18 protein-coding genes are annotated in these 22,930 nt (G+C 63.8%); 7 read left to right on the top strand and 11 right to left on the bottom strand.

The genetic code is table 11. The features are described 5' to 3' along the window. The first annotated feature begins 19 nt into the window (after positions 1–19). The 5 genes from ACUCCZ_RS02380 (at position 20) to ACUCCZ_RS02360 (ending at position 6,482) form a co-directional block, all read left to right on the top strand. Positions 20–1,696, top strand: a complete 1,677-nt coding sequence (locus ACUCCZ_RS02380; RefSeq protein ID WP_435917783.1) for a phospho-sugar mutase — start codon at positions 20–22, stop codon at positions 1,694–1,696. 34 nt (positions 1,697–1,730) lie between these two features. Beyond that, the gene (locus tag ACUCCZ_RS02375; RefSeq protein ID WP_435917785.1) at positions 1,731–2,429 is read left to right on the top strand and encodes a DUF2207 domain-containing protein; all 699 of its coding nucleotides are present in this window, start codon (positions 1,731–1,733) and stop codon (positions 2,427–2,429) included. 34 nt (positions 2,430–2,463) lie between these two features. After that, positions 2,464–3,114: a uridine kinase family protein gene (locus tag ACUCCZ_RS02370; RefSeq protein WP_435917787.1), complete on the top strand. Its 651-nt coding sequence runs from the start codon at positions 2,464–2,466 to the stop codon at positions 3,112–3,114. 94 nt (positions 3,115–3,208) lie between these two features. Then, the gene (locus ACUCCZ_RS02365; RefSeq protein ID WP_435917789.1) at positions 3,209–4,864 is read left to right on the top strand and encodes an MFS transporter; all 1,656 of its coding nucleotides are present in this window, start codon (positions 3,209–3,211) and stop codon (positions 4,862–4,864) included. A gap of 1,096 nt (positions 4,865–5,960) precedes the next feature. After that, positions 5,961–6,482 carry a 3'-5' exonuclease gene (locus ACUCCZ_RS02360; protein ID WP_435917969.1) on the top strand — a complete coding sequence of 174 codons (522 nt, stop codon included), beginning with the start codon at positions 5,961–5,963 and terminating at the stop codon, positions 6,480–6,482. A gap of 128 nt (positions 6,483–6,610) precedes the next feature. On the opposite strand, the gene metG is transcribed toward ACUCCZ_RS02360, so the two are convergent. The 11 genes from metG to ACUCCZ_RS02305 all read right to left on the bottom strand — a co-directional run bounded on the left by metG (position 6,611) and on the right by ACUCCZ_RS02305 (position 20,484). Further along, complete coding sequence (metG, locus tag ACUCCZ_RS02355) at positions 6,611–8,395, bottom strand: methionine--tRNA ligase (protein ID WP_435917790.1); 1,785 nt, start codon at positions 8,393–8,395, stop codon at positions 6,611–6,613. A gap of 66 nt (positions 8,396–8,461) precedes the next feature. Next, a complete protein-coding gene (locus ACUCCZ_RS02350; RefSeq protein WP_435917791.1) occupies positions 8,462–9,364 on the bottom strand; it encodes an RNase H family protein in 903 nt (300 codons plus the stop codon). Beyond that, complete coding sequence (locus ACUCCZ_RS02345) at positions 9,361–9,774, bottom strand: cytidine deaminase (RefSeq protein ID WP_435917792.1); 414 nt, start codon at positions 9,772–9,774, stop codon at positions 9,361–9,363. Before ACUCCZ_RS02345 ends, ACUCCZ_RS02350 begins: the two co-directional genes overlap by 4 nt. Before the next feature lies 1 nt (position 9,775). Continuing rightward, entirely contained in the window at positions 9,776–11,134 is a 1,359-nt protein-coding gene (locus ACUCCZ_RS02340) for an ABC transporter permease (protein ID WP_435917793.1), read from the bottom strand. After that, positions 11,131–12,396, bottom strand: a complete 1,266-nt coding sequence (locus tag ACUCCZ_RS02335) for an ABC transporter permease (RefSeq protein WP_435917794.1) — start codon at positions 12,394–12,396, stop codon at positions 11,131–11,133. The genes ACUCCZ_RS02340 and ACUCCZ_RS02335 overlap by 4 nt, the downstream gene beginning before the upstream one ends. Continuing rightward, on the bottom strand, positions 12,393–13,982 hold the full coding sequence (locus ACUCCZ_RS02330) for an ABC transporter ATP-binding protein (RefSeq protein ID WP_435917795.1): 1,590 nt from the start codon (positions 13,980–13,982) through the stop codon (positions 12,393–12,395). Before ACUCCZ_RS02330 ends, ACUCCZ_RS02335 begins: the two co-directional genes overlap by 4 nt. A 137-nt stretch (positions 13,983–14,119) precedes the next feature. Next, the gene (locus tag ACUCCZ_RS02325; RefSeq protein ID WP_435917796.1) at positions 14,120–15,241 is read right to left on the bottom strand and encodes a BMP family lipoprotein; all 1,122 of its coding nucleotides are present in this window, start codon (positions 15,239–15,241) and stop codon (positions 14,120–14,122) included. A 192-nt stretch (positions 15,242–15,433) separates the two neighbouring features. Next, entirely contained in the window at positions 15,434–16,672 is a 1,239-nt protein-coding gene (locus ACUCCZ_RS02320) for an aminoglycoside phosphotransferase family protein (protein WP_435917797.1), read from the bottom strand. Next, positions 16,669–18,072, bottom strand: coding sequence for a hemolysin family protein (locus ACUCCZ_RS02315; RefSeq protein WP_435917798.1), 1,404 nt, complete (start codon positions 18,070–18,072; stop codon positions 16,669–16,671). The genes ACUCCZ_RS02320 and ACUCCZ_RS02315 overlap by 4 nt, the downstream gene beginning before the upstream one ends. Further along, complete coding sequence (locus ACUCCZ_RS02310; protein ID WP_435917799.1) at positions 18,065–18,253, bottom strand: hypothetical protein; 189 nt, start codon at positions 18,251–18,253, stop codon at positions 18,065–18,067. Before ACUCCZ_RS02310 ends, ACUCCZ_RS02315 begins: the two co-directional genes overlap by 8 nt. A 20-nt stretch (positions 18,254–18,273) precedes the next feature. After that, positions 18,274–20,484 carry an NADP-dependent isocitrate dehydrogenase gene (locus ACUCCZ_RS02305; RefSeq protein ID WP_435917800.1) on the bottom strand — a complete coding sequence of 737 codons (2,211 nt, stop codon included), beginning with the start codon at positions 20,482–20,484 and terminating at the stop codon, positions 18,274–18,276. 205 nt (positions 20,485–20,689) lie between these two features. Between ACUCCZ_RS02305 and ACUCCZ_RS02300 the strand changes: the two genes are divergently transcribed. Next, positions 20,690–21,541 (top strand): formyltetrahydrofolate deformylase, encoded by an 852-nt coding sequence (locus tag ACUCCZ_RS02300; RefSeq protein ID WP_435917801.1) that lies wholly within the window; start codon positions 20,690–20,692, stop codon positions 21,539–21,541. A gap of 151 nt (positions 21,542–21,692) precedes the next feature. Beyond that, positions 21,693–22,676 (top strand): malate dehydrogenase, encoded by a 984-nt coding sequence (locus ACUCCZ_RS02295; protein ID WP_435917802.1) that lies wholly within the window; start codon positions 21,693–21,695, stop codon positions 22,674–22,676. Positions 22,677–22,930: the final 254 nt, after the last annotated feature.

The following is a 22,930-nucleotide window of genomic DNA, read 5'->3' as shown; positions in this document are numbered from 1 at the left end:
CCCACACTGTCGAGGAACCATGATCACCACACAACCCGAGGGCCTGTCCCCCGAACTCGTCGCCGAGGTCCAGTCCTGGCTCGACCAGGACCCTGACGAGGTCACCCGCGCCGAACTGTCCGACCTGCTCACCCGCGCCCAGTCCGGTGATTGCGAAGCCGTCAAGGCCCTTGAGTCGGCCTTCTCCGGCCCGTTGACCTTCGGTACCGCTGGCCTGCGTGCCGCTCTCGGCCCCGGCCCATCCCGGATGAATCGCGTCGTCGTCCAGCGGGCCGCTGCTGGATTCGCGGCCTGGCTGCGTGCCCACGGCGAGAAGGAGGGGTCGGTGGTCATCGGTTTCGATGCCCGGCACAACTCCGACGTCTTCGCCCGCGACACCGCCGAGATCATGGCGGGGGCCGGATTCCACGCTCTGCTGGCCGACTCCCCCATCCCGACCCCGGTGACCGCCTTCGCCATCAAGCATTACGGCGCGGTCGCCGGCGTCATGGTAACTGCCTCCCACAACCCGCCGGCCGACAACGGCTACAAGGTCTACCTGGGTGACGGCTCCCAGATCGTGCCTCCCATCGACACCGAGATCGCCCACGAGATCAAGGTCGTATCGACCGATCCCGTCGCGGCGATCCCACGTGGTGACGACATCGAACTCATCGGCGACGAGCTCATCAACGCCTACGTCGCCCGTGCTGCCGAGCTGACCAAGGCCAATCCGGACGTCACCTGGGTCTACACCGCCATGCACGGTGTCGGGACCCGTGTCGTGCGTCGCCTCGTGGAGAAGGCCGGCCTGCCGGAGTTCATCGGAGTCGCCGAGCAGCTCGACCCAGACCCGGACTTCCCCACGGTGGCCTTCCCGAACCCCGAGGAGCCAGGCGCCATCGACCTGGCCATCGCCCAAGCTCGCACGCATGACGCTGACGTCGTCATCGCCTCCGACCCTGACGCCGACCGTTGCGCCGTTGCCGCCGTCATCGACGGTGACTGGCGGATGCTCACCGGTGACGAGCTCGGAACCCTGCTGGGTGACGACGCCTTGCGACGTGGTCTGGACGGGGTCTACGCCAATTCGGTGGTCTCGTCGACCTGTCTGGGACGGATGGCCACGGCAGCAGGACGCGAGCACCGCATGACCCTGACTGGTTTCAAGTGGATTGGCCGCGTACCCGGCCTCGTCTTCGGCTACGAGGAGGCCATCGGCTACTGCTGCGACCCCTCCCATGTGCCGGACAAGGACGGCATCACCGCCCTCGCAACGATCATGCGTCTGGCGGGTGAGCTCAAGGCCTCTGGCACCACGATCTCCGAGCGACTCGACGAGATCTGGGCCGCCCACGGACTGCACCGCACCAGCCAGCTGGCCGTGCGCGTCACGGACATGTCGATCATTTCCGACGCCATGGACCGTCTTCGCAGCCAGCCGCCAGCCACCCTGCTCGGCGATGCCGTTGAGGTGTGCGACCTCAACGACCCCAGGAATGGTTCCGGGCTTCCCCAGCAGAATGCCATAGAGCTGAATGGGCCTCGCGTCCACGTCGTAACCCGTCCCTCCGGCACCGAGCCCAAGCTCAAGTGCTACCTCGAGGCACGAGCTACGCCGGAGGAGTCCCAGACTGACCTGGCAGCCACCAAAGCACGCCTCGATGCGCAGATGACGACGCTTCGTCAGGAGATGTCACAGGTCCTCGGAATCTGAGCCTGCGGTACCACTCACCGTCAACCTTTTCGGATTGGCCGCACAACGGGTTGACGGCAAGGCTGGAGTCGTTCTCGACCTCACATACGACTTCGGCACCCAGCCCAAACACGGTCCATATCTGACCTTTGTGTCTGCGCAAAGACTCACTGACGATCCCGATCATATTCGTCACGTCGATTACACGGACTTTCATGTGTCAAGCCCGTCAGGGGCTGACCCCACTATGAACTTTGCCGGCGGCGGGGTGGCCAGCCTTCGAATTGGATCGGACGAACACACCTTTACCGGAGAGCAGAAGTACCGGATCACCTATACGGCCCACGGGCTTATCACACGCAACAATGCCACATCCCACCTTGACGAGATCAACTGGCGTATTTTCGACAATCTGGACGTTCCCGTCAATGCCTCGACTATTGAGGTCGACCAGCTCAGGATCGAAGAGGGTTTCGACATCTTTTCGGCCTATCTACCCTGGGCTGCAGCATTCGGAATTACTGAGAAGTGGACCTCGACATCTGCACGCCTCGAGACAGCCGGCAACTGGGATCCCGGGCCAACGTGGATTCCCCTCATGGCGGGCGGTTTCACTCACGACCTCGCCTCCACCATCAACGAGATGAGCAATTCCATGTCGGCGTCACCCAGCAGTACTTCCAGCTCCAGCTCTGGATTCTCATCGAGTTCCAGTGACAGCGGGTTCGGCGGTGGAGGCGGCGGATCGTGGTAAAGCACGCTGCGTGGTAAGGCACGCTGATCGCATCATGATCAACGTTGTCGTCAAGGGTAGCCGGGCCGACGTCCGATCTGCAATCCCGATAGAATCGACAGCCGTGGCGCGCACGATCATCCTGCTGGCAGGGCCCTCTGGATCCGGGAAGTCCCGTCTGACCCATGTGGCGGAGCTGCCCGAACTGCGCCTTGATGACTTCTACCGCGATCATGATGAGCTCGGTCTCCCCCGGGTGCACGGCATGGTCGACTGGGACGACGTCGCCTCCTGGAACCTTCCAGCGGCTGTGGAAGCCCTCGGTGAACTCGCCGCCATGGGGCGTGTCGAGGCCCCGTGCTATGACATCTCGAAGTCCGAGGCTGACGGCACTCACCTCGTCAACGTGGGAGACGCGCCAGCTGTCGTCGCCGAGGGGATCTTCGCCCTCGACCTGCTCGACCCGTGTCTGCGAGCCGGTATGGAGGTGCTGCCCATCTGGTTGGACCGTCCCCGCTGGTTCAACTTCGCCCGCCGTCTCATCCGCGATCTACGACAGCACCGCAAGTCACCACAGGTGTTGATTCGCCGCGGCCTGGCCCTGTGCCAGAGCGAACCGGCGATGCGATCGCGGGCCATCGTCATGGGATTCCAGCCAATGAGCATGAGACGAGCACGTGCCACCGTCGCGGGCCTCATGAACTAGTCACCATGACTGAGTGCCGGAGGGTTTTTCAACCTTTTGGCCGATGCTGCGAGGCCACATGCTCCGTAGTGTCGGTGGGGTCGAAAGGAATGTCGTGACAGACGCCGCCTCCACCGCCACCCCGGCCCAACCGTTCCCCGGGCGCTGGAAAGCCCTCGCCGTCCTCGCCGCCGGGCTCTCACTCATCATTCTGGACGGGACAATTGTTGGTGTCGCCCTGCCGACGATGATCTCGGCGCTCAACCTGAGCCTCACCGACGCGCAGTGGGTCAACGCCATCTACAACGTGATCTTCGCCGCACTGCTGCTGGGTTCCGGGCGTCTGGGTGACCGGGTCGGCCGTCGTACCACCTTCGCCGCAGGTGTGCTGCTCTTCGTCGGAGGCTCGTTACTCGCAGCGACGGCGTCAGGTTCTGGTTCACTCATCGCCTCGCGCGCTGTCCAGGGTGTTGGTGGCGCGCTGGTACTGCCTTCCACCCTGTCCTCGGTGAACTCGCTGTTCCAGGGAAAGGACCGCGCCGCGGCTTTCGGCATCTGGGGTGCCGTCATGAGTGGTATGGCCGCTCTGGGCCCACTTCTGGGCGGTGTCCTGACTGAGTACGTCTCCTGGCGCTGGATCTTCTGGGTCAACCTGCCGTTGGGTCTGCTCGTCCTGGCGGGAATCGCCGCATGGGTGCCGCAAACTCGTGGCAAACAGGCCGAGAAAGGCGTTGACGTCGACGGCCTGCTCACCTCGGCCATCGGCTTCGGCCTGCTGGTCTTCGGCCTCATCGAGGCCACCTCCCTCGGCTGGTGGACCAAGAAGGAGACCCTCAAGGTCTTTGGCTGGTCATGGCCGGAGAGCTGGTCGATGTCCCCGGTGCCGTGGACGATTGCCATCGGTCTGGTCTTCATCGTGCTGTTCATCGTGTGGGAGAACCACCGTGCCAAGGTCGGCCGTGACGCTCTGCTCGATCTGAAACTGTTCAGTGTCGGCACCTTCTCCTGGGGTAACCTCACCGCCGCAACGGTGGCCATTGGCGAGTTCTCGCTGATGTTTGTGCTGCCCTTGTTCCTGGTGAACTCGGTCGGTCTGTCGACGGTGCGCACCGGCGTCGTACTGGCCGCAATGGCGCTGGGGGCTTTCTTCTCCGGGGCCTCTGCCCGTCACCTGGCTGCCCGCATGGGTGCCCCTGGGGTCGTGGTTCTCGGACTGGCTCTGGAGGCTGTCGGGGTCGGACTGCTGGCATGGGTGGTCGGCGTCCAGGCATCGACGTGGTTCGTCGTGCTGACCCTGGTGGTCTACGGCATTGGTCTGGGCCTGGCCTCGGCTCAGCTCACCTCAACGGTGTTGCATGACATCCCCAAGGAGCACTCGGGAGCGGGGTCGGCCACCCAGTCGACGGTGCGTCAGCTCGGCTCGGCCTTCGGTGCCGCGATTGCCGGGTCCACCCTTGGCTCTGCGATGAACCACTCCATTCCTGATGCGGTGTCCTCAATCAGCGGTGTCCCGGCCAAGGTGCTCGACAAGGTGGTCCAGGCCACCGAGGACTCTGCCGGATCCGCCATTTCGGGGTTGCGCAATGCCTCCCCTGACAGTCCGTTGATTCGCCCCTTGGGTGATTCCCGCGACGCCGTCATCCACGGCCTCGAGACTGGCTTTGCACACGCGGCGGCATGGTCGATCGGGTTCTCTGCGCTCTTCCTGGTGCTCGGTCTGCTCGGATCGCTCATGGTCATGCGTCAGGCCCGCAAACAGGCACCGCAGTGATGAAGCACTGAGGGGTTGGGGGTCGACATCGGCCCCCAACCCGTCAACTGTCATCCTTCCGGTTCTTTTTTCCCCCCCAAAAAAACGCAGCATCCAGCACGACGGACGTATCAGCGGCCTTTCCAGTCTCCGCCTGGTTGATTGCCCCTTGCGTCATGCCATGCAGTCAAGCCGCTCTCGTTGGTCAAGGAGGAGTTCTGGCTTTACGCTGTTGACGACGGTCGGGTTCACGGCATCGTCCTCCTGGTCACGTTCCGAGGAATCGTGACACAGTCATGATCTGCACATCATGACGTGTCCCCGCACGACAACGGTGACGTGCCGCACAGTCGCGAGGATTTCTGCGATCTCTGGAATGTGCCTCTGGTACTCCGGCCCATGCCACCAGTGCTGTCGGAGGTCCGGAATATCCTGGCTGAGCATCTTGGGGGGCGGCCCACCCCCGACGTTCCGGGACAGGAGGCTCCGCATGGGGTTACGCACGTGGCTCGACCTGGCTCTCGGCGACAGGTCGTCCAATGACATCGCGCACACTGCGCCGGCGGCGGCTTCCACGGACGCCACTGATGACTGGGTGATGCCGAGGTACCGTGGCCGCGCCATCTGTGACTGGACGCCGACGATCGCTGCCCTCAAGCGTGATGGTGACTACGAGCAAGCCCTCGTCATAGCCACCGGATGCATGGATGCCATGGTCGAGACGGCGAAAAACCGTCCGGCCAACGTCATGGAGTTCTACGTCATCGAGGTGGCAAAGATCCAACACAAGGTCAAGGCCTATGCCGCCGAGGTGCACACGATCGAGTCGTGGCTGAACCTTGGTCTGGAGCCAACTCGCCAGGACCACCGCCTCGACCTGCAGAAGCGTCTGGCCAAGGCCAATGAGATATGGGCCAAGGTGGAGGGACGAGATCCCTCCGCTCACCATGAGCAGTGGAAACGGCTCGTCGAGGTAGCCAAGAAACAGAAGGCAGCTCAGGCCGCGTCCCGTGGTGTGCACGGCGTCGGTGGTTCCCGGACGGTGTCCTCCGGCAGGTCGGCGTCGAATGCCCTGGCTTCCGGAAGTCGCTCGGCCCTGATACCTACTCCCGTCCACATGACCAGTCGCGAGTTCGTGGCGGTCGACTTCGAGACGGCGAATCGGATGGGTGGCGTCTCGGCCTGCCAGTTGGCCATGGTGAAGGTACTTGACGGTCAGGTCGTCGACAGGTTCAACACCCTCATCCGTCCGCCCCGGGGATGGGACAGTTTTCAGTTCACCTATTTGCACGGCATCTCCGCGGCAGATGTCCAGAACTCACCCATGTGGCCCGAGCTGGCCGACGACATCTCGACGTTCGTCGCCAACTCCCCCGTCTACGCCCACAACGCCATGTTTGACTCGCGGGTGTGGCGACAGCTCGACGAGTACTTCGGCACCGTCACCCTGCCGTCTCCGTTCTTCTGCTCCTACCGGACCGCCCAGCGCCTCATCCCTGGCCTACCCAATTACAAGCTTCCGACGGTGCTTGAGGCCTGCGCGCCCAATTACCACCTCACTCACCACCGGGCGGATTCCGACGCGGAGGCGTGCGCCCTCATCGTCTGCCAGTTGCAGCGACTGGCCAGCCAACTCTGACCTCTCGTCCGGCTTGTACCTGCCGGGCACGACACGCAGCTGCCAGAACCGACGATGGCAACGTCGCCATCGTCGGTTCAGAGCAGTTCTTGACAGCTCCCCGGAAGCCTACATACTCCGAATGCGCGTCAGGGCTGCGGATTGACCGGGGCCCACTGCGGGCCGGTCTCCGCCAGCTTGGCGTCCAACTTGCGGAAGATCGGGCTGGGCTTGGCCAACGGGGTTCCCACCGCAATCTCACGACGTCCCCACGAGGCCTTCTCGGAGGCGTAGTCACCCATGAGGATGGGGGCAGCACCATCGGTCTCGACGAGTTCGGGCTGAGCAGCCCACACGCCCTCGCCGCCCAGGGCCTCGTAGATCCTCTGCGCCGAGTGCGGCATGAACGGGGTGAGCATGGTGTTGACGTCGCTGACGACCTGGAGGGCCACGTGCAGCACAGTGTCGCGGCGCTCCGGGTTGTCCTTGAGTTTCCACGGCTCCTGGGTGGAGAGGTACGCATTGGTCAGTCCGACAATTCTCATCGCCTCGGTGATGGCGGCCTTGAACTTGGCGTGGCCCAGCAAGTCCCCCACGGTGTCGAATCCGCCGGCCGAGGCGTCCAGCAGCTCGCGATCAGCGTCGGTCAGCTCACCGGCGGCCGGGATATCGCCACAGTTCTTGAAGGCCATCGAGATGGAACGGTTGACGAGGTTGCCCCACTCGTTGGCCAGCTCGAAGTTCACCCGGCGGACGAACTCCTCCCAGGTGAAGTCGGTGTCCTGATTCTCCGGGCCCGCCACCGCGATGAAGTAACGCAGGGCGTCGGGTCCGAACTCATGCAGGAAGTCCCCGACGAAGATGGTTGCGCCACGCGAGTTCGACACCTTCGAGCCACTCATGGTGAGGAACTCGCTGGAGACGATCTCAGTCGGCAGGTCGAGGATGCCGAGCTCCTCGGAGGGTTCTCCGCCCTTGTCACCACGGCCATTGGTACCCAGCAGGATGCCGGGCCAGATGACGGAGTGGAAGACGATGTTGTCCTTGCCCATGAAGTAGTAGGAGCGGGCGCCCTCGTCGTTCCAGAACTCGCGCCAGGCATCCGGCTTGCCGATGCGCCGGGCCCACTCGATGGAGGCCGACAGGTAACCGATGACGGCGTCGAACCACACGTAGATGCGCTTCATGGGCTCGTTCTCCCAGCCCTCGACCGGTATCTTGACGCCCCAGTCGAGGTCGCGGGTGATGGCGCGCGGGCGCAGCTCTTCGAGGAGGTTGTGGGAGAACTTGAGGACGTTGGGACGCCAATCGGTGCGGGTGTCGATCCACGCCGTCAGGGACTCGGCGAGGGCAGGAAGGTCGAGGAAGAAGTGCTCGGTCTCGCGGAACTGCGGAGTGGCCCCCGTGTTCTTGGAGCGTGGGTTCAGCAGGTCAGCCGGGTCGAGCTGACGACCGCAATTGTCACACTGATCACCGCGGGCGTCGTCGTACCCACAGATCGGGCAGGTGCCCTCGATGTAGCGGTCTGGCAGGGTGCGGCCAGTCGACGGCTCGAAAGCACCCATCTCGGCCTTCTTGACGACGTAGCCGTTCTCGTAGAGCCGGGTGAAGATCTCCTGGGTGACGTGAGCGTGATTGTCCGTCATCGTCGAGGTGTACAGATCGTAGGACAGACCAAGGCCCTGCAGGTCAGAGGCGATGATGCGGTGGTACTTCTCGGCACACTCCTGGGCCGTCAGATCCTCCTGGTCAGCCTTGACCGAGATGGCGGTGCCGTGACAGTCCGAGCCGGAGACCATGAGAACTCGGTGGCCCAACATTCGCATGTACCGAGCAAAGACGTCAGAGGGGACACCGAATCCGGACACATGGCCGATATGTCGAGGCCCATTGGCGTAGGGCCACGCGACAGCGGCAAGAATGTTGGCACACATGGGGCCAACTCTATCGGTATGACCCGGTTTCGGTCGCCTCTCCAGCGACTGTGACCATCCCGGAGGTCAGCGCACCGGAGTGACCTGGTGGAATCTCAGCTGCCAACCACGCTCGGGGTCGCGGTGCCACAAGGACACTCGCAGACTCACCCGAGATCCGGCCCGAGCTCGCCAGCGCAGCAGGACGTCCTGCGGACCGGTACGCACCATTCCGAGGATCTCGACGCTTGCCCTCACCTGCGGAGCAGGCATGTCGGCCAGGGCACGACCCCTCGTCCAGAGCCGACCATTCGCATCGTGCTCGACGAAATCGGGGGCTGCGAGCTCCTCGAGGGCGCGCCGATGGGCGACGGCGTCGGTCTGCAGGAGGCGACGCTCCATGTCCGTCAGAACACCGATGAGCTCCTGGTCTGGGGAGGCCGGACGCTCGGGCAGGTCGAACAGTTCCTCCTGCTCGACGCTGCGTCCAGGGGTCGGGACGTCCTCCTGCGGCTCGGGCTCGCGAGCGACCCCACCGAATCCTGGGCCGTGATTCACCGGAGTGCCGTCCCGGAATGCGGTGGCAGCAGCGCGGGCACGCTGATCGGCCGCCTCGTTCATGACATGACCGGCATGACCCTTGACCCACTCGAAGGTGACGTCACGGCCTTCCAGCTCCTCGTCAAGACACTCCAGCAGGTCTCGGTTGAGGACCGGCTTGCCGTCGCGCTTGCGCCACCCCTTGCGCTTCCAGCCGGGCATCCACTTGGTGCAGCAGTTGATGGCGTACTGGGAGTCGCACAGGATCGTCAGCGGCTCGTCGGCGTCGCGGGTGGCGCGCAGCAGGTCGAGGACGGCCTTGAGCTCGCCCATGTTGTTCGTGCCGCGCGGCCAGCCGCCTGCAGCCCACGTGTCGTCATCAATGTACCAGGCCCAACCGGCTGGTCCTGGATTGTCGAGGGAGGACCCGTCGGCTGCGGCCACGATCATGACTTCTCCTGCTGGTTGGCTACGCGATCAAGGTCGTCGATGCCGAAGGCTTGCGGCAGCACCTCGGCCATCGTCTGCACCCCGGCTGGGGTGTCAATGAGCATCGTCGGACCGCCATGTTCCCACAGCAACTGACGACAACGCCCACACGGCATGATCGTCGTACCGGTCGTATCCACGCAACAGAGGGCGAGGAGATGTCCCCCTCCCCCGGCCACCAGGTCACTGATCAGCCCGCACTCGGCACACAGGGTGACGCCGTATCCGGCGTTCTCCACATTGCACCCGACGACGACGCGACCATCCTCGGCGAGCCCAGCCGCTCCCACCGGGAAGTGGGAGTACGGCGCATAAGCACGTGTGGTCAGTTCACGGGCACGACGGCGCAGTGCTCCCCAGTTGACGTCCACGTCACTCCTTGATATACGGGATGCCGTCTGCAGCTGGCGACCTCACCTTGCCCACCAGACCAGCCACGGCGACGATGGTCGCGATGTACGGCAGGATGAGCAGGAACTGGGAGGGCATCGGGGCGCTGATCGTCGACAGCTCGGTGGACAACTGAGTCACGAAGCTGAAGAACAGTGCCATGACGGCAGCCAGGCCGGGGCGCCAACGGCCCATGATGAGGGCTGCCAGGGCGATGAAGCCGTTGCCGACCGTGATGTCCTTCGAGAAGGAACCGACGGTACCGATGGTGAAGTAGGCTCCACCCAGACCGGCGAAGATGCCACCGACGAGCACCGCCGACCACCGGACACCGGCAACGGAGATACCGACGGTGTCGGCAGCCTCGGGGTGTTCACCCACGGAGCGCACCCGCAGACCCCACTTGGTACGCCACAGCAAGAACCACACCAGCGGGATGCAGAGGAAGCCGATGTACACCAGGATCGTCTGGTAGAAAAAGATCGGGCCGAAGAACGGGATCCTGGACAGCCCAGGGATCGCCACCGCCTCCATGATCGGGGCGGTGTTGTACTTCTCGGCCTCGAGAGAGAGCAGCTGGGTGTAGAGGAAGCCTGTCAGACCGGACGCGAAGAGGTTCACCACCACGCCCATGACGACCTGGTCGACGAAGTACTTGATGGTGAACACACCCAGCAGGGCGGCCGTCAGCACCGAGGCGATGATCGCCGCGACGATGGCCGCGACAACCGAATGAGTCATCGAGCCAACCAGGGCCGCCGCGAAGGCCGCCGTCAGCATCTGGCCCTCGATGGCGACGTTGACGACACCGGCACGTTCGCACATGACACCGCAGAGAGCGCCGAGGACCAGCGGGGTGGCCACCGACAGGGTGCCCTGCAGCTGGCCAGCCACTTGGAAGGGCAGTTCGCGTCCGGCAGCCGCCCAGCCCAGGAAACCGATGATGATGGCGATACCGGCCACCACGCCAGCGGTGACGGTCAGGGTGTGACGGCTACGCCCCATGAAGAAGGCAGCAGCCGCGAGCAGACATGCGATGGCACTGACGAGGACGATCGGGAATCCGGGGACGGTCAGGGTGCCCAGATCCTTGCCTGCCAACGCATCGGTGAAGGCGAAATGAGCCCTGCCGGAGGTCCTGGTCAGCAGGAAGAACAGAATCACGGCCATGATGGCGATGAGCGCACCCGTCGACAGACGGTGGGTACGAGCCTCGCGGGACTCAACCCGCTCGAACTCCAGTTCCTTGTCAAGGGCCTGACTGGCCTCGGTGGGCAACTCAGCACCGGTCTTGGTGATGTCGGACGTGGTGGGACGAGGAAAGCGCGATGCCGGGCTCATGCCAGGGCTCCCTTCGTGGTGGTGTCGGCTGGGACCGGACCGCGGTCGCGTTTGTTGTTTCGCTTGTCCTTGCGGGTCTTGAGGAAGGGCAGGATGGTCTTGACCAGTATCGGAGCGGCCACGAACATGACGATGACGGCCTGGATCACTCGGACGAGGTCCAGAGACGTCTGGGTCATGGCTTGCATGCGCAGACCGCCCTGGTTCATGGCTCCCCAGAACAGACCGGCCAGCACGATGCCGAGTGGCTTGGAGCGGCCCAACAGGGCCACCGTGATGGCGTCGAAGCCGATGGTTCCGACCAGGCCGATGGACAGCTGGGTCGGGGTGGCGCCCGAGATCGGGCCCAGGGCAACCTCGACCCCGGCCATACCGGCAAGGCCACCTGAGATGACCATGGTCCAGGCGATGATCGAGTTGGTGTTCATACCGGCAGTCGCCGAGGCATTCGGATTGGCGCCTACAGCACGGATCTGGAAGCCCAGATGGGTGCGGTCCAACAACCACCAGGTGCCCACGGCCAACAGCAACGCCAGGAAGAAGCCCAGGTGCAACTGGGACCCTGCCAGGCGCGGGAAGGTGGCGTTCCAGTCGACGATCGGGGCGATCGGGTCGGTGCGACCGGGCATCTGGAAGGCCTTCGTCGTCAGCAACCACGCCAACAGGCCGCTGGCGATGTAGTTGAGCATGATCGTCACGATGACCTCGTTGGCGCCAGCGCGGGCCTTGAGGACGCCGGCGATGGCACCCCAGATGGCTCCGCCGACGAATCCGGCGATCACGGCGAGGAGCAGGTGAACTGACAGCGGCAGGCTGTGAAAGCTGAATCCCACCCAGACGGCCAGCGTCGCGCCGGCGATGGCCTGACCCTGACCACCAATGTTGAACAGGCCAGCCTTGAAGCCCAGGCCGATGGCAAGACCACCGCAAATGAGCGGGGCGGACTGGGCCGTCGTCGCAGTGAGGGCTTGCCAGGACCCAAATGCTCCCTGGAACAGGGCGGCATAGGCCGAGGAGATCTGGGCCCAGGAGTCGGACAGGGCGTCAGGACGGGAGAAGAGGTAGCTCCACTCCTTGTTGATCTTCGGATCAGCAGCGACCATGACGATGGCCGAGACGATGAAGGCCAGCACGAAGGCGGCGATAGTCACCCACAGGTCATTCCACGGGAAGGAACGACGCGGCTTGGCCTTGGTCGAAGCGGATACCGTCGACGCAGTGGTCTCCTTCGAATGGGTGGGCTTCGGGGATTCGGTGCTCATTCCGAGACCTCCTTGTGTCCCGTGGCGACGCTGTCACACGCCTCGTCATAACTGAGTCCGGCCATCATGAGGCCGAGGACGTCGCGGGGAGTTCCGGCCGGGGCGATGCCGACGACGCGCCCGCGATACATCACTGCGATGCGATCCGACAGTGCCTCGATCTCGTCGAGCTCGGTGGAGACGATGAGCACAGCGGTGCCGTTGTCCCGCTCCTCGACGATGCGCTGGTGCAGGAACTCAATGGCACCGACGTCCACACCACGAGTGGGTTGGGATGCCACGAGCACGCTCAACGGGCGCGACAGTTCGCGAGCCAGGACGACCTTCTGCTGGTTGCCGCCCGACAGGGAGGATACCGGCAGGCAGGCCGAGGGGGTACGGATGTCGAACTCAGCGACGCGGTCGCGGGCGTTGTCGGCGATGCGCTTGAGCTGTAGGTTGCCGTGCTTGGAGTAGGCACCGCCCTGGTTGAGGATGAGGTTCTCGGCAATGGAGAACTCACCGACGAAACCGTCACGCTGACGATCCTCGGGCACGAATCCCAGACCCGCCTCGATCGTCTTGATCGGGGCTGCGCCGCTGGTGTCCTTGCCGTCAACACGGATGGATCCCGAGGTCGGCTTGATGAGCCCGAGCAGGGAGGACGCCAACTCGGTCTGGCCATTTCCCTGCACACCGGCAACACCAAGGATCTCTCCTCCCTCGACGGTCAGGGAGACGTCGTCGACAACGACCGATCCGAGGTCATCGGCCACGGTGAGGTTCTCGACCTCGAGACGCGGCCCGGTCGGCCTGGCGTCGTCCTTGTCGACGATCAACTTGACGGCTCGTCCCACCATCATCTCCGCCAGCTCGGCCTCGGACTGGTCGGCGGAAGCCTCACCGACGATCCTGCCGCGGCGAACCACGGTGATGTCGTCAGCAATGGCGCGGACCTCGCGCAGCTTGTGCGTGATGAAGACGATGGCTCGTCCCTCATCTCGCAGGGTCTTCATGACAGCCATGAGCTCGTCGATCTCCTGCGGGGTGAGCACGGCGGTGGGCTCGTCGAAGATGAGGTACTTGGCGTCATTGGCCAAGGATTTGAGGATCTCGACACGTTGCTGGACACCGACTGGTAGATTCTCGATGACCGAGTCCGGGTTGACGTCGAAATGGTAACGATCGGACAGCTCTCGCACCTTCGCGCGGGCTCGTCCCATCGACAACACACCGGCAGTCGATTCCTCACGTCCCAGCACGATGTTCTCGGCCACCGTGAAGACGTTGACGAGCATGAAGTGCTGGTGGACCATCCCTATGCCGGCTGCCATGGCCTGTTTGGGATTGTCGAAGTGCTGCTCCACGCCGTCGATGTAAACCGACCCCTCATCCGAGGGCAGTAACCCGTACAGGATGTTCATGAGGGTCGACTTGCCGGCACCATTCTCGCCGAGCAGGCAATGGATGCGCCCGGGGACGATGTCGAGGTCGATGTGGTCGTTGGCCGTAAGCGTCCCGAACCTCTTCGTGACTCCGCGCAGACTCAGTCCATCCTTGACGGGAGCGCGGTCTGCGGGTGGGGCAGCGGCGGTGTTGGTGATCACGGGGCTGATCCTTCCACGTCTGATCCCTGATGTCGTGTGAGCCGACGACGCGCCGACCTCCCCGGGGAGGTCGGCGCGTCGTCGGCTCACACGGTTGGCGGCTCACAAGCTGGGCGAACCGAGTTCGCGCCTCACACTCACTTGGGCTGAGCCTTCGAGGTGATCTTGATCTTGCCGGAGGTGATGTCCTCCTTGATCGTCTTCAGCTCGTCCTTGACCTCAGCAGGGATCTTGGAGTCGAACTCGTGGTACGGGGACAGGCCGGTGCCGCCATCTTCGAGAGAGCCGATGTACGGCTTGTTGTCGAAGGAACCATCCTTGGCAGCCTTGATGGCGTCGAACACGGCGACATCCATGCCCTTGTACACCGAGGTGATGATGTTGGAACAGTAGGAGGGCTGGGTCTTGCAGCCATCGCCGTCAACCCAGATGGCGTTGGCCTTGCCACCGGAGGACTTCACGACCTGCAGAGCGCCGTTTCCGGCATTACCGGCAACAGGGAGGATGATGTCCGCACCCTGGTTGAGCAGGGCCTGGGCAGTCGTCTTGCCACCGGAGACGTTCTGGAACGGGTTCGGCTGCGGCACGAACTGCCCGTCCTGCTTCTCGGCATTCCAGCCGATGACCTGCACCGACTTGTTCTTCTGCTTGTTGTAGTAGTCGACGCCCTGGGCGAAGCCATCCATGAAGATGGTCACGGTCGGGATCTTCATGCCGCCGAAGGTGGCGACCTTGCCGGTCTTGGTCAACGAGGCGGCCAGGTAGCCAGCCTCGAAGGAGGACTGCGCGGTATTGAAGATCAGCGGCTTGAGGTTCGACGGGGCACCCTTGGGGTTGTCGTCAACGATGGCGAACTTGACGTTCGGGTTCACCTTGGCAGCGGCCATGGTGGGCTTCTCGAGCAGGAACCCGACGGAGACCACGACCGAACACTTGGCGTCGACCATGGACTGCAGGTTGGTGGCGTAGTCCTTGTCGTCCTTCGACTCCACCTTGGCGGTCTTGACGCCGAGATCGCTGGCAGCCTTGTTGAGGCCTCGCAGAGAGGTCTCGTTGAAGGACTTGTCGTTGAAGCCAGCGGAGTCAGAGACCATGCAGGCCTTGAACTCACCGGAGTTCGAGTTGTCCTTGTCGGCATCTGAGGTGGCAGTGGACGTTGACGAGGATCCCGAGGACGCATCCGGAGCCTGCGCGCATGCCGACAGCGACAGTGCTGCGGCTGCAAAAACAGCGGGAATAGCGAGGTGTGACTTCTTCACGGACTGCCTCCTGGAGCAGACGATGATCCAACGAACAGGGAGCCCACTTGGCAGGTTTCGCCGATCGGGCCATCAAACTGTAACCCCTCCGTGGCGGAATCGACACCTCGATGGTCAAACTCAGCCCACCAAGGGGGAAGATCCCTCAACGACTTTCACCGACACGTCCACTTCGTGGATCGCATCTGGCCCTCAGGCGACCTGATTGACCAGGGCCTCAGCCGCGTCGATGATCGACATCGTCTCAGCACCCCAGTTGGTTTCCTGACTGCGATAGGGCCCGGTCGCAAGGGATATCACGACTGCCGCGGAGCGCAACCTCAGCTCGACCGGATCGACTCGCGCATCGAAGACTGGTACCCATGCCGTCAGGATCTGTCGCATCCGATCCGCCTGCGAGGAAGTCATGTGCCGCACCGTTGACAGATGGGCAACTAGGCATGCCAGATCGTCGGCTCGTCGGCCCGGTCCGATGGTGTCGACGTCAAGAATCCCGCACACCTGACCATTCCAGACATGGATCTGGCCTTCGTGGAAGTCACCGTGGGTGGGTTCGTCTCCTTGTGGCAGACCCGCCAACCCCTGGCAGATGATGCGCGACATCCGGTCCAGGCGAGCCTGCTGATCGGGCATTGCGGCAGCGACCATGCGGCAGTAATGGTCCACCGTGTCACTCCACGGGGAGCGTCGGGGCAGGTCGCACACCTGCGGAGGGAGCTGGTCGAGCAGCCCGACAAGACTCTCGGCGGTACACGGGTTTCCCGGCTCGAAGAGGGCATTGCTGAGGGGACGCCCCGGCAATTCGGTCAGGAAGAGCAGATTGTCGTCGGTGGCCCCGGCGACGCGAGGACTTGGCACGCACGCACGCGTGAGGAGGTCGTGACGGGCCAGGGTCGCCTGGAAGATGCCGTCGCGCAGCACCTTGACGTAGAAGCGTCGATTGGCAACCTCCACGCACAACACCGCGCGACGTCTGGGCCGGTACCCGATCATTCGGAGACTGATCTGGTCGGCACTGACGCGGCCATTGACCAGCCCCAGGTCCGAGATGATGTCCGCCATCTTCTCGGGGTAGGCAGCCCGCGACAACCCCGGCAGGTCGGGATCTTCGGGGTATCGCCACACGGCGACCTCCCGAGACCCGTCAACGTAGATGTCCGCGCGAGAATCCGTCATTGCCGGACCACTGGCACGAGCGCTCATGCCGAAGAGCTCCTGTCGTTCCCCCGCCGGCCAGTGCACCCGCGCCTGGTAGGTCGCTGTGGTCGACTGGCCGGGGTTGGCGTCGACGTGGTCGAGATGCCATTCCAGCAGGGTTCCGTCGGCGTGCTCGACGGCTGTCTTCAGCAGTTCTCCGGCTTCCGGGCCGGTGAGCAGAACCGCCCCGTCAGGGTCCTTACCAGGACCACCGAGCCACGCTGGTCGTCTCACGTGCTCGCCGCCTCCCGCTCAGGCCGCGGGGCAGCAGCGGCTTCAGCTGGCACACTTGAAGTCGTAGGCGCGTCGAGCCTGCGAATCCTCAGCCATGCAGCACGAAGGCCGTCCACCTCGGTCACCGTCAGCTCGATGTTGGGAGCGGGGTCCTCGTCCTCATCCTCCTCGGCAACGACACCGACCGGGTAGAGATGGACGTCAACCTGGGCCCCCTTGACAGGAACCTGTCCGGTCTGGGCCATGAAATATCCGGCGACGGTGTCGTAAGGCCCTTCGGGCAGCACCAGACCGACCTTCTCGGAGAACTCCTCGATGGTCGTCAAGCCATCAACGTCACGCTGCCGGACGTGGGCCAGGTCCGAGGGCTCGACAGTGTCGTACTCGTCGGTGATATCGCCGACGATCTCCTCGACGAGGTCCTCCAGGGTGACGATGCCAGCCGTGCCGCCGTACTCGTCAAGGACGATGGCCAGGTGGGCATGGGTGCGACGCATCTCCGTGAGGGCCTTGAGCACCTTCACAGTGTCGGGCAGGGAGACGACAGTACGCACGAGCTGTGACACCCGGCTGTTACGGATCTGGGGATCGAGCTCGAGCAGGTCACGTACGTGAACGAATCCGAGCACTCGGTCCGCAGAGCCGTCAATGACCGGGTAACGGGAGTGAGATCCTTCCCGGACCACCTGGGCTGCCTGAACAGCCTTCATCGACCCTTGCAGGAAGTCCACCTCGGTTCGCGGCACCATGACCTCACGCAGAGACTTCTCCCCCACGGCGAAAACCTCGTCGAGAATGGTGCGCTCCTCGTCGCCCAAGGTGGCCGACGAGACGACCATCGAGCGGAGTTCCTCGTCGGTGACTTCCTCGCGAGCGGCAGCAGGGTCACCACCGAGGATCTTGACGACGAAGTTGGTTGAGACACCCAAGAACCAGATGATCGGGCGGAACAGGGTCGCGATGCCGTTGACCATCGGGCCCAGCGCCAAGGAGAAACCTTCGGCTCGCTGCATGGCCAGTCGTTTGGCGACCAGCTCTCCCAACACGATCGAGAAGTAGGAAATGATGATCGTGATGATGACGAGGGCTACGGTGCGGGCAACGGAAGCCGACATTCCCCAGGACTCAAGAACCGGCGCAAGTTGATTCGCCAGCGTGGCACCGCCGAATGCCGAGGCCAGGAAGCCCGACAGGGTGACGCCAATCTGGACCGCAGACAGGAAGCGGTTGGGATTTGAGTGCAGCTTCTGGATCGAACGGCCACGCGATCCACGGGTGGCCGCCAAGTGCTTGACCTGAGAATCACGAAGGCTCACCAACGCCATCTCGGCAGCTGAGAACACTCCTCCCAGGAGGACAAACAGAAGGATGAGGGCGGCGTTCTCAAGGGCGTCAGCCACGGGCCTTCACCATTCCTGTGGCCATGGGGGCAAGGATGAAGGTGTCGGGACTGTCGCCCTCCCGGTCGTCATTGTGCATGGGGCCAAGAATACGGGTTTGGTCCAACACGACTCCAAGGACGAACACCACCTGACCGACGAGGGCGATGAACCACCGACGTCGGTCGACGTCACCAGGCACGACCGAAGTCCGGCCGACACTCACAGGGATTCAATGATGGCATTGAGGGTCGAGCTGGGACGCATGGCGTCCTCAACGAGCTCCTCGTCAGGGTGGTAGTAACCGCCCATGTCGACCGGATGGCCCTGGACGCCGTTGAGTTCCTCGAGGATTTGGGCCTCGCGGGCAGCCAGCTCGGTGGCGACGTCGCAGAACCGGTCAGCGAGTTCGGGATCGTCCTTCTGGTCAGCCAGCTCTGCAGCCCAGTAGCGGGCCAGCCAGTAATGGGAACCACGGTTGTCGATCTGGCCGAGCTTGCGGGCCGGTGAACGGTCGTTCTCCAGGAAGGCGCCGATGGCCTTGTCCAAGGTGGCTGCGAGGACTCCCGCCGTGGTACCCTCGGTGGTCTGGTCGATGTGCTCCAGGCAGGCGCCCAGAGCGCAGAACTCACCCAGGGAGTCCCAGCGCAGGTAGTCCTCGGCGACGAACTGGGCCACGTGCTTGGGGGCCGAGCCACCGGCACCGGTCTCGAAAAGACCACCACCGGCCAGCAGTGGGACGACCGAGAGCATCTTGGCGCTGGTGCCGATCTCAAGGATCGGGAAGAGGTCGGTCAGGTAGTCACGCAGCACGTTGCCCGTCACCGAGATGGTGTCCTCACCGCGACGGATGCGCTCCAGGGTGAACTTCATGGCCTCGGCCGGGGCGAGGATGTGGATGTCCAGACCCTCGGTGTCGTGCTCGGCCAGGTAGGTCTTGACCTTCTCGATGACGCGGGCGTCATGGGCACGGTTCTCGTCCAGCCAGAAGATGGCCGGGGTGTGGGTGATGCGAGCCCGGTCGACGGCCAGACGCACCCAGTCACGCACCGCGATGTCACGCACCCGGCTCATGCGCCAGATGTCGCCAGTCTCAACCTGCTGGCTCGTCAACACCTCGTCACCGGATCGCACCTCGACACGGCCGTCGTGGGCGATGGTGAAGGTGGTCGGGTGGGAGCCGTACTCCTCGGCCTTCTGGGCCATCAGGCCGACGTTCGGGACATCGCCCATGGTGGCGGGATCGAGGGCACCGTTCTGACGGCAGTCGTTCATGATCGCGGCGTACATCGTCGCGTAGCTGCGATCCGGGATGCAGGCCAGGGTCTCCTGGCGCTTGCCCTCGGCGTTCCACATGCATCCGGAGTCACGGACGACGGTCGGCATCGAGGCGTCGATGATGACGAGATTGCCGGCGTGCAGGTTGGTGATGCCGTTGTCGGAATCGACCATGGCCAGGGCCGGACGAGCCCGGAACGCAGAATCGATGGCGGCCTTGATCTTGGCAGCGCGGTCTGCCGGGAGCTTGTCCACACGCGCGTAGAGATCCCCCAGACCGAGAGCCGGGTTGACGCCGACGGAGTCGAAGTCGTCACCATACTTGTCGAAGACGTCTGCCAGAAAGGTACGCACCGCGTGTCCGAAGATGACCGGGTCGGAGACCTTCATCATCGTCGCCTTGAGGTGAACCGACCACAGCAGGTCCTCCTCCTTGGCCTTGGCCAGGGTGGCGGCGTAGAACTCGTCAAGGGCATTGACGGACATGTAGGTGGCGTCGACGATCTCTCCCTCGAGAGTCTTGATGCCACCAGCGAGGGGGGTCTCAGAGCCGTCACCCCCGACGAGAACGATGTCGAGATCCTGGCCCTTGGAGACGAAGGACTCCTCATGGTCGAAGAAGTCGCCGTGGTCCATGTGGGCGACGCGAGCCTTGACCTGATCGGACCACGTGCCCATGCGGTGCGGATGAGCCTTGGCGTAAGCCTTGACGGCTGAGGGGGCACGTCGGTCGGAGTTGCCCTGACGCAGCACCGGGTTGACAGCCGAGCCGAGCACGGTGGCGTAGCGAGCAGCGATCTCCTTCTCCTCGTCGGTCGAAGGCTTGTCCGGGAAGTCCGGCAGGTCATAGCCCTGGGACTGCAACTCGGCGATGGCGGCCTTCAGCTGTGGGATTGATGCCGAGATGTTCGGCAGCTTGATGATGTTGGCATCCGGGGATCCGGTGAGCTCACCGAGCTCGGCGAGGTGATCGGCCACCTTCTGGTCCTCGCCCAGACGATCCGGGAACTGAGCCAGGATACGCCCGGCAAGGGAGATGTCCGAGGTCGTGATGTCGATGCCCGACTCATTGAGGAATCCCTCCACGATGGGCAGCAGGGAAGACGAGGCGAGAGCGGGGGCCTCGTCGATCTTGGTCCAGACGATGGTGGGCATGCACGAACTCCTGTGGTCGAGGGAACGCCGCGATGCGGCCGTCGAAGGCCCGGTGCGACACTGCTGCTCACAATAGTGGAGGACGCGGACAACACAGCCCGGGCAGAAACGGAGCATGCGGGACACGCCTCACGCCACAGCCGTCTGTCAATCCGCTCCCCGAAACCACTCTCGTCATGACGCTGGGCCGACTACCGTACTGGTCATGTCGGAACCCCACGAGCTCGTCGTCACCTGGACCAGCCCCGATCAGCCCGGACTCGTCCATGCCGTCACCGGAGCATGCGCCCAGATTGGCGGCAACCTCACCGAATGCCAGCAGTTCACCAGCGCTGACACCGGACACTTCTTCATCCGACTGCAGGTCGAGTCGGTGAACTGCCGGGCCGATCTGGAATCTGCCGTGGCAGAACTTGCACAGCGCTACAACGCGACATTCCACATCGACGAACTGGGACGTCCGGTCCGCACCCTCATCCTTGCGTCCAAGGCACCCCACTGTCTGTCTCACCTGTTGTTCAACCGCGACACCGGTCGGCTGGCCATTGACGTCGTGCAGGTGATGGCCAACCACCCTGACCTCGCGGACCTGGCGCAGTTCCACAAGGTGCCGTTCCGGTGGCAGAAGGTCGACAAGGAGTCCAAGGCAGCCTTCGAGGGGGCCGTGCTGCGCACCGTCGATGATCTCGACGTCGAGTTGGTGGTCTTGGCCCGCTACATGCAAATCCTCTCGCCCGAACTCTGTGAGCAGCTGTCGGGCCGCTGCATCAACATCCACCATTCATTCCTGCCCGGGTTCAAAGGGGCCAACCCTTACCGCCAGGCGCATTCCCGCGGGGTCAAACTCATCGGGGCGACCGCCCACTTCGTCACCGTCGACCTTGACGAGGGACCCATCATCGAACAGCGGGTCCAGCGCGTGGATCATTCCCAGAGCGTCGCCCAGCTGACAGCCGTTGGACAGGACACCGAGTCGGCGACCCTTGACGAGGCCGTGCGTCTCTTCGCCGAACATCGCACCTTCCTGGACGGCATGCGTACCGTCATCCTCAGCTGAGGGGCCATGCAGCCGCTGGGCGTGCAACGGGAGATTTCTCACCGCGTCGAGCTGGTCCTGGTGAGTATTCTCCCCCGACCCACCTCACGCTCGGGCCGCGAGTACGCTCGGAGGTATCCAAGTGTCATCGAGGACTTTCAAGGAGAGATCCATGACCCAGACCCCAGTCAAGATTGCCGTCACCGGTGCTGCCGGCCAGATTTGCTACAGCCTGCTGTTCCGCATCGCCTCCGGTTCGCTGCTCGGCAACACTCCCATCGAGCTTCGTCTTCTCGAGATCACCCCGGCCCTCAAGGCCCTCGAAGGTGTCGTCATGGAGCTTGACGACTGCGCCTTCGGCAACCTCGTAAACATCGAGATCGGCGACGACCCGAAGAAGGTCTTCGACGGAGTCAACGCCGCCTTCCTTGTCGGCGCCATGCCCCGTAAGGCCGGTATGGAGCGTTCCGACCTGCTCACCAAGAACGGTGCCATCTTCACCGCCCAGGGCAAGGCCCTGAGCGAGGTCGCCGCCGACGACGTCCGCGTTCTCGTCACCGGCAATCCCGCCAACACCAACGCCCTCATCGCCGCCACCAACGCCACCGACATCCCGAACGATCACTTCGCCGCCCTGACCCGTCTGGATCACAACCGCGCCAAGACTCAGCTGGCCCGCAAGACCGGCAAGACCGTCAACGACGTGCGTCACATGACCATCTGGGGCAACCACTCCTCCACCCAGTACCCCGACGTCTTCCACGCCGAGGTCGCTGGCCAGAAGGCCACCGATCTGGTGGACGAGGCCTGGATCGAGAACGAGTTCATCCCGACCGTCGCCAAGCGCGGCGCCGCCATCATTGACGCCCGTGGCGCTTCCTCGGCCGCTTCGGCCGCCAACGCCACCGTCGAGTGCATGCGCGACTGGATGGGTTCCACCGCCGAGGGTGACTGGGTCTCCATGGCCATCCCGTCCGATGGCTCCTACGGAGTGCCTGAGGGACTCATCTCCTCCTTCCCCGTAACCGTCAAGGACGGCAAGGTCGAGATCGTCCAGGGTCTCGAGATCGATGACTTCTCGCGTGCCAAGATCGACGCCTCCGTCAAGGAGCTCGCCGACGAGCGCGACGCCGTCAAGGAGCTCGGCCTCATCTGATCGACCGATCACTGAGGGACGGGCCCGGGAACTTCAGTTCCCGGGCCCGTTCTGCGCGTCATGGCGCCATTTTCGGGACTTTGAGCAGGTTGTCGTCCGTCTGGAGAGATGCACCACACCCTTGCACGAACGTGCAAGGGTCCGGGTCGCCAAGTCCGCTCACAATGATGCTTGTCACCCTGTCGCTGCAGGGTTTTCATCGGTTCTTCAGCCCTCGATACACAGTGGCAAAAGCCACAAATGACCCTTCCTCC

This window comes from Cutibacterium nasicola, from assembly GCF_052654715.2.
The sequence above is the reverse complement of the archived record's forward strand: the minus strand, read 5'-3'. Positions and strand labels throughout refer to the sequence as shown.

What these genes read in the sequence shown, in the direction of transcription:
- ACUCCZ_RS02350 (WP_435917791.1), bottom strand. Translation starts at nt 9,364, where the DNA reads ATGATCGTGGCCGCAGCCGACGGGTCCTCCCTCGACAATCCAGGACCA.
- metG (WP_435917790.1), bottom strand. Translation starts at nt 8,395, where the DNA reads ATGTGTGCCAACATTCTTGCCGCTGTCGCGTGGCCCTACGCCAATGGG.
- ACUCCZ_RS02360 (WP_435917969.1), top strand. Translation starts at nt 5,961, where the DNA reads ATGACCAGTCGCGAGTTCGTGGCGGTCGACTTCGAGACGGCGAATCGG.
- ACUCCZ_RS02370 (WP_435917787.1), top strand. Translation starts at nt 2,464, where the DNA reads ATGATCAACGTTGTCGTCAAGGGTAGCCGGGCCGACGTCCGATCTGCA.
- ACUCCZ_RS02300 (WP_435917801.1), top strand. Translation starts at nt 20,690, where the DNA reads ATGTCGGAACCCCACGAGCTCGTCGTCACCTGGACCAGCCCCGATCAG.
- ACUCCZ_RS02295 (WP_435917802.1), top strand. Translation starts at nt 21,693, where the DNA reads ATGACCCAGACCCCAGTCAAGATTGCCGTCACCGGTGCTGCCGGCCAG.
- ACUCCZ_RS02335 (WP_435917794.1), bottom strand. Translation starts at nt 12,396, where the DNA reads ATGAGCACCGAATCCCCGAAGCCCACCCATTCGAAGGAGACCACTGCG.
- ACUCCZ_RS02305 (WP_435917800.1), bottom strand. Translation starts at nt 20,484, where the DNA reads ATGCCCACCATCGTCTGGACCAAGATCGACGAGGCCCCCGCTCTCGCC.
- ACUCCZ_RS02340 (WP_435917793.1), bottom strand. Translation starts at nt 11,134, where the DNA reads ATGAGCCCGGCATCGCGCTTTCCTCGTCCCACCACGTCCGACATCACC.
- ACUCCZ_RS02380 (WP_435917783.1), top strand. Translation starts at nt 20, where the DNA reads ATGATCACCACACAACCCGAGGGCCTGTCCCCCGAACTCGTCGCCGAG.